Origin of the sequence: Atribacter sp., from assembly GCF_035418125.1 — a bacterium.
GTDB lineage: Bacteria > Atribacterota > Atribacteria > Atribacterales > Atribacteraceae > Atribacter > Atribacter allofermentans.
In genome coordinates this window covers 1-5,917 of sequence record NZ_DAOLQM010000133.1, presented here as the reverse complement: position 1 = coordinate 5,917, position 5,917 = coordinate 1, and the positions used below count along the sequence as shown (strand labels likewise).

Sequence of the window (5,917 nt, the reverse complement as noted above, 5' to 3'; positions counted from 1 at the left end):
GGGGGATTATTGAGTTTTCTAATTACTGTTCCTGTCATTGTCTCTACTGTGGATTGCGGGCAGAAAATCGAAAAATTTCCAGGTATCGCTTAACCAATCAGGAAATTTTTCAATCAGTTCAGACTGCAGTCAATTACGGATTGAAAACTATCGTCCTTCAATCAGGAGAAGACCGGTTTTATCAACCTGAGGATATTGCGCGGCTCATCGAATTCATTAAAAAGCATTTTGACGTTGCGATTACCTTATCCGTAGGAGAACACCCCCATCAGAGTTATCAAATCTGGCGGAATGCCGGAGCTGATCGCTATTTATTAAAACACGAAACCGCTGACCCTATTCTCTACCAGAAATTAAGACCAGGGAAAAACCTTCAAGATCGAATCGAATGCTTGTTGGATTTAAAAGACCTCGGTTACCAAATTGGTTCGGGAAATATGGTTGGGCTCCCCGGTCAAACTTTAACATCGCTAATTGATGATGTTCTTCTGATGAAAAAATTAAATGTTGAAATGGCTGGTATTGGCCCCTTTCTTCCCCATCCCGACACGCCTTTAGTTGGTTCTTCTGCCGGTTCTCTCACGGAAACCTTAAAAATTCTGGCTATTACCCGAATCATTCTTCCGACCATCCATCTTCCAGCCACCACTGCCATCAGCACAGTAAATGATGATGCTCGCCGTTTAGCCTTAGAATCGGGAGCAAATGTCATCATGCCCAACTTCACGCCTTTAACAGTTCGCGACCAATATGTCATTTATCCTCAAAAAATCGACATTATCGAAGACCCCGAACAAAGTGTGAACAAGCTAAAAAAACTCTTGAAAGAAATGAATCGGACCATTTCGATGAGTTATGGTCACGCGGTAAAAATAAAAACATATTCTTTAACCAAAAAGGAGGTTTATCATGGTTTTGGTTCTCAATGAAAGAAAAAAAGCTGATTTTATCGACGAAAATAGTATTGAGAATTTATTAGAAAAGGGAGAATATCGTCATCGAAAAGAAATTATGGATATCATCGAGAAAGCCCGAATGGCCCAAGGTCTTTCTCCTGAAGAATGTGCCGTTCTCCTTCAGGTTGAAGACCCTGAAATATTAACCGAGATTTATAAAGTTGCTCAGGAGATTAAATTAAAAATTTACGGAAAAAGACTGGTTTTTTTTGCTCCTCTTTACATAAGCAATTACTGTATTAATAATTGCCGATATTGTGGGTATCGGCAAGATAACGATTTTCATCGTCGTCGCTTAAGTCAAGAAGAAGTCATTGAAGAAGTGAAGATCCTTGAGTCCATGGGCCACAAAAGATTAGCCTTAGAAGCCGGAGAAGATCTGGTGAACTGTCCTTTGGATTACATACTTGAAACCATTCATACTATATATGGGGTCAACGAGGGAAAAGGAAGCATTCGGAGGGTAAACGTCAATATTGCCGCTACCACCGTCAATAACTACCGAAAATTGAAAGAAGCCAAAATTGGAACTTACATTCTTTTCCAGGAAACCTACCATCGTGAAACCTATCAATACATGCATCCACAGGGACCAAAAAATGATTATGATTATCACACCACTGCTTTGGACCGGGCTATGGAAGCCGGCATCGACGATGTCGGTGCTGGGGTTTTGTTTGGCCTCTACAATTATAAATTTGAAGTTCTCAGCTTGCTACAGCATGCTCTTCATTTGGAAGAAGTATTTGGAGTTGGCCCGCACACTATTTCGGTACCTCGTTTGCGGCCTGCTTTGGGAGTTGACTCACTCCTCTCTCAACACCTAGTCAATGACGATGAATTTCGTAAAATCATCGCCGTGCTCCGTCTATCAGTTCCCTATACCGGAATCATCCTTTCCACCCGGGAAAAAGCCTCTTTTCGAGATGAGTTAGCTTCGTTGGGGATTTCTCAGCTTAGTGCTGGTTCTTGTACCGGTGTTGGTGGATATCGGGAAGAATATGATCAAATAAAGGAAAGTGCTGGAATAATTCAGGATTCTCCACAATTTCAAGTGGAAGACCACCGCAGCCCCGATGAAGTCTTGAGGAGTGTATGCCAATCGGGTTATATTCCCAGCTTTTGTACCGCTTGCTACCGTAAAGGGCGAACTGGAGATCGTTTCATGCCTTTAGCAAAATCCGGACAAATTCAGAATGTGTGTCAGCCTAATGCCATCCTTACTTTTAAGGAATTTTTAGAAGATTATGCTTCGGAGGAAACTAAAAAAATAGGCAAAAAAACTATCAAGGAACATCTTGAAGCCATTCCTAATTTACAGGTGAGAAAACTAACTGAGGAACGCCTAAAACTCATCGAAAATGGCGAACGAGATTTATATTTTTAACCGGAGACGGTGTTATTTTTTTTATAATTTTCTTCTGATCATTTTTACTTTTTCCCTTAATGGGAGATGATGAGGATGAGGGCGAAAGCCCAAAATTCGACATGCCATGACAGGTCGCTACATTAATCGGGCACAATACATTATGCCTCTACAATTTTATTTTTTTTGTAGGGGCTTGATTTATCATGCCCGCTGGTTTTCAGGATAAAAATAATTGGAGGTTACAGTCATGAACGGAACTCCACGAAGCCTTCGACCCCATATTGGTATTTTTGGCCGGAGAAATGTCGGCAAATCATCACTGATCAACGCTCTGACTAATCAAGAAGTTGCCATTGTTTCCAGTGAGCCAGGAACCACTACCGATCCGGTTTTCAAATCTATGGAACTCTTACCTTTTGGACCAGTAGTTTTTATCGATACTGCTGGTTTAGATGACCAAGGGTTTTTAGGTGAATTAAGAAAAAAGAAATCATTGGAAATCCTTCGCCGTTGTGATGTCGCTATATTGGTTTGGGATAACCAGGGGGGAGATTTTTTCTTTGAAAAAGAACTGATCGCTTTGCTCAAAGAAAACAAAATTTACACCATTGGGGTTCAAAACAAAACCAATGAAAAAATTCTTCAGAATACAGAACTCGATCAGTTCCAGATCCCTCTTTTTGAAACCGATGCTCAAACCGGAAAAGGCATCGATATATTAAAAAATTCATTGGTTGAAATTCTAAAACGTCAGTATGAAGAAAAACCCTTAATCAAAGATTTAATTCAATCTGGTGATGTAGTGCTTTTGGTTGTCCCGATTGATATTGGTGCTCCCAAGGGACGGCTGATTCTCCCCCAGGTTCAAACTATACGTGAAATATTAGATATCGGAGCTTCAGCTATTATTGCCAAAGAAAATGAGTTAGCTGAAATTTTGAATAAGCAAAAATATCCCCCTGGTTTGGTGGTTACCGATTCTCAGGTTTTTCACAAGGTTGCCGCAGTCCTCCCTCCTGATCACCCTTTGACCAGTTTTTCGATTTTATTCGCTCGAAACAAAGGAGATTTAACCACTCTGGTTGAAGGAGTTCGGGTGATTGACTCTCTGAAGTCGACGGACAAGGTTCTGATAGCTGAAGCTTGCACCCATCATCCCCAGGCCGATGATATTGGACGACTGAAAATACCCCGCTGGCTTCGACAAAGAGTTGGCTTTGATATTGAAGTTGATATTACCGCCGGTAACGACTTTCCGGAAAACATCAATGAATATCGGCTTATTATCCACTGCGGAGGATGCATGATCAACCATAAGGAGATGCTGTATCGTCTTCATTCTGCTCGAGAGTCAGGAGTGGCAATCACCAATTATGGCGTTTTTATCGCCTATGTTCAGGGGTTGATTCCCCGGGTGTTAGAAGTTTTTCCGGAATTTAACTCTCTCTTCACTTCCAGGGTTGGTTAGTAACCCGACGAACATTGATCTCATCAATCATGGCGTTTCCTCGGTGCTTAAGAAGGTAAAGAATAAGGTCGGTAATTTCTTGAGGTGAGATGAGAATGGATCGATCGAGATCTGGTCTCATATTCCAAGCCAGGTCGGTATCGACTCCTCCTGGAGATATCACATAGACTCGAATACCATCCTGGTGCACTTCCTGAGCAAGCACCTTGGTCATTCCCATGAGAGCATGTTTTGATGCCGTATAGGCTCCTTGGAGAACGTATCCTTTATAGCCAACCACCGAGGAAATATTTACTATCGAGGGCGTATCAGATTTTTTTAAATAAGGAATAGCTTCTCGGGAAAATAAAAAAGGAGCTCGAGCGTTGACCATCATTTGTCGATCCCATTCCTCGACAGTGGTTTCAATTAAAGGTTTAGAGAGAGCTATCCCCGCGTTATTAATAAGAAAATCCAATCTCCCGAACTCCTCGATGGTTTCTTTAACAACTTCTTCGGGAACATCTGGGTCAGCAATATCAACCGGAAAAATGCGAACTTTTATCCTTTTGGTTTGGATTTCTTGTTCTAGGGTTTTCATCTTTTCCAGCGAACGTGCAACCAGTGCCAAGTGAACTCCTTCATCGGCTAAGGATTTGACTATTGACCTCCCTATCCCCCGACTGGCACCTGTTACTATAGCTACCCTATTTTTTAAAGATATGGTTCGAGACAGATCAATCTCTCCTTTCCTTTCAGTTATTTCTTGGTCATTATACCATGCGCTTTTTGAGATAATCAGGAGAGACCTTAATGTCGCTATCATGGTACTAAAAAAACTTCGATAACCCAAGATTTGCCATGGCATGTCGCAACAATAAAAAAATTGGGCGCAATCAATTGCGCCCCTAAAATTTTAATTCATTTTTTGTGGTTTGATTTTTTCAGCTATAAGATGCATCTACACGGTAGCCAGCCAAACCACCTACCCAACAACAGGTGAGAATGATAATATTTACTTAGAACTCAATCTTCCTCTTTAGCATAGAGAGACAAAAGGGAAACACCAAATTCACTCACTTTTATAAATTTTAAGCTTGGCGACAGACCCGTTCCATAAAAAATGGAAGAAATCGCTCCTCATCAAGTGAAACCCCAACCTTAGTATTGTTTCTATCATTTTGGTCGGTCACCAGAGTGAGGCCAGTTGTGCAAATACCCTTGGTTTCGATTTCTACAAATAATTTTCTGGTTTTAACTAAAGAACGATCAATGGCAAAAGCCAGAGCCAGGGCATCGTGCATCCAACTCCCATCTTTCCGAAGATAATCCCAATAAATCTCGAGCAGGGTTGCCGCCACAAGATGAACTGGAGCTCCAACTTCTCTAATTTTCTTTAAATCTTTACTATCGATAAAAGTTGCATTTCTTCGGGTTACATCCATGCCTAACATCACCATTGGAACGCCCGAACGGAAGACGAATCTTGCAGCTTCTGGATCGCAACGAACATTGTATTCTATAGCCGGTACGTCCAAGCTATTGTCACTCACTCGAGCCATTCCGCCAATAAAAATGATCTCTTTTATCTTCGGAATTATAGTTGGATCTTTAATTAAGGCAACCGCGAGATTGGTTAAAGGCCCTATAGCAACCAAAACAATTTCTCCAGGATTTTCATGGACCATTCGAATGATAAAATCCACTGCTGATTCATTGATGGGAACGAGATCAGTCTCTTCTCCGGTAATTATCCCCTTCCCCTCAATGCCATCTTTCCAGATATCTCTTTCCCGAAGCAAGGGAAATTCCGATCCAATAGCAACTGGAATCCCCTTCTTCCCATCCAAATCTATAAGCCTTAGGGCAATTAGCGCTCGCATATGAACATCACCATAAACGGTGGTCACACCTTTGATATCCAATTCTGGAGTATGAAGGGCAAAAAGCAGAGCCATGGCATCATCAACATCGGATCCTATGTCAGTATCAAGAATAATCTTTAGCATTTTAGCCTCCTAAATTTCGCTTTCCTTTTTTCAGAGTGAATTCAAATATTTGAAAAGGTGAAACCGTTTGAATATTCTTTCCATCTAGTGATTGGAATTGAATACTCTGATCATTTTCCAATAGAAAGCCAGACTG

At 41.2% G+C, this 5,917-nt stretch carries 5 protein-coding genes; 3 read left to right on the top strand and 2 right to left on the bottom strand.

What is annotated here, in order from left to right:
* The 3 genes from hydE to hydF all read left to right on the top strand — a co-directional run.
* On the top strand, positions 1-929 hold a 929-nt coding region (gene hydE / locus PLK24_RS07430; protein ID WP_324477774.1), incomplete at its 5' end, for a [FeFe] hydrogenase H-cluster radical SAM maturase HydE.
* The gene (hydG, locus tag PLK24_RS07425) at positions 910-2,343 is read left to right on the top strand and encodes a [FeFe] hydrogenase H-cluster radical SAM maturase HydG (RefSeq protein WP_324477772.1); all 1,434 of its coding nucleotides are present in this window, start codon (positions 910-912) and stop codon (positions 2,341-2,343) included. The genes hydE and hydG, both read left to right, overlap by 20 nt.
* A 229-nt stretch (positions 2,344-2,572) precedes the next feature.
* Positions 2,573-3,793 (top strand): [FeFe] hydrogenase H-cluster maturation GTPase HydF, encoded by a 1,221-nt coding sequence (gene hydF / locus PLK24_RS07420; protein WP_324477770.1) that lies wholly within the window; start codon positions 2,573-2,575, stop codon positions 3,791-3,793.
* On the opposite strand, the gene PLK24_RS07415 is transcribed toward hydF, so the two are convergent.
* Both PLK24_RS07415 and PLK24_RS07410 read right to left on the bottom strand, forming a co-directional pair.
* Entirely contained in the window at positions 3,774-4,640 is an 867-nt protein-coding gene (locus PLK24_RS07415; protein WP_324477768.1) for an SDR family NAD(P)-dependent oxidoreductase, read from the bottom strand. The genes hydF and PLK24_RS07415 overlap by 20 nt on opposite strands.
* A 223-nt stretch (positions 4,641-4,863) precedes the next feature.
* Positions 4,864-5,781: a nucleoside hydrolase gene (locus PLK24_RS07410; protein WP_324477766.1), complete on the bottom strand. Its 918-nt coding sequence runs from the start codon at positions 5,779-5,781 to the stop codon at positions 4,864-4,866.
* Positions 5,782-5,917 lie beyond the last annotated feature (136 nt).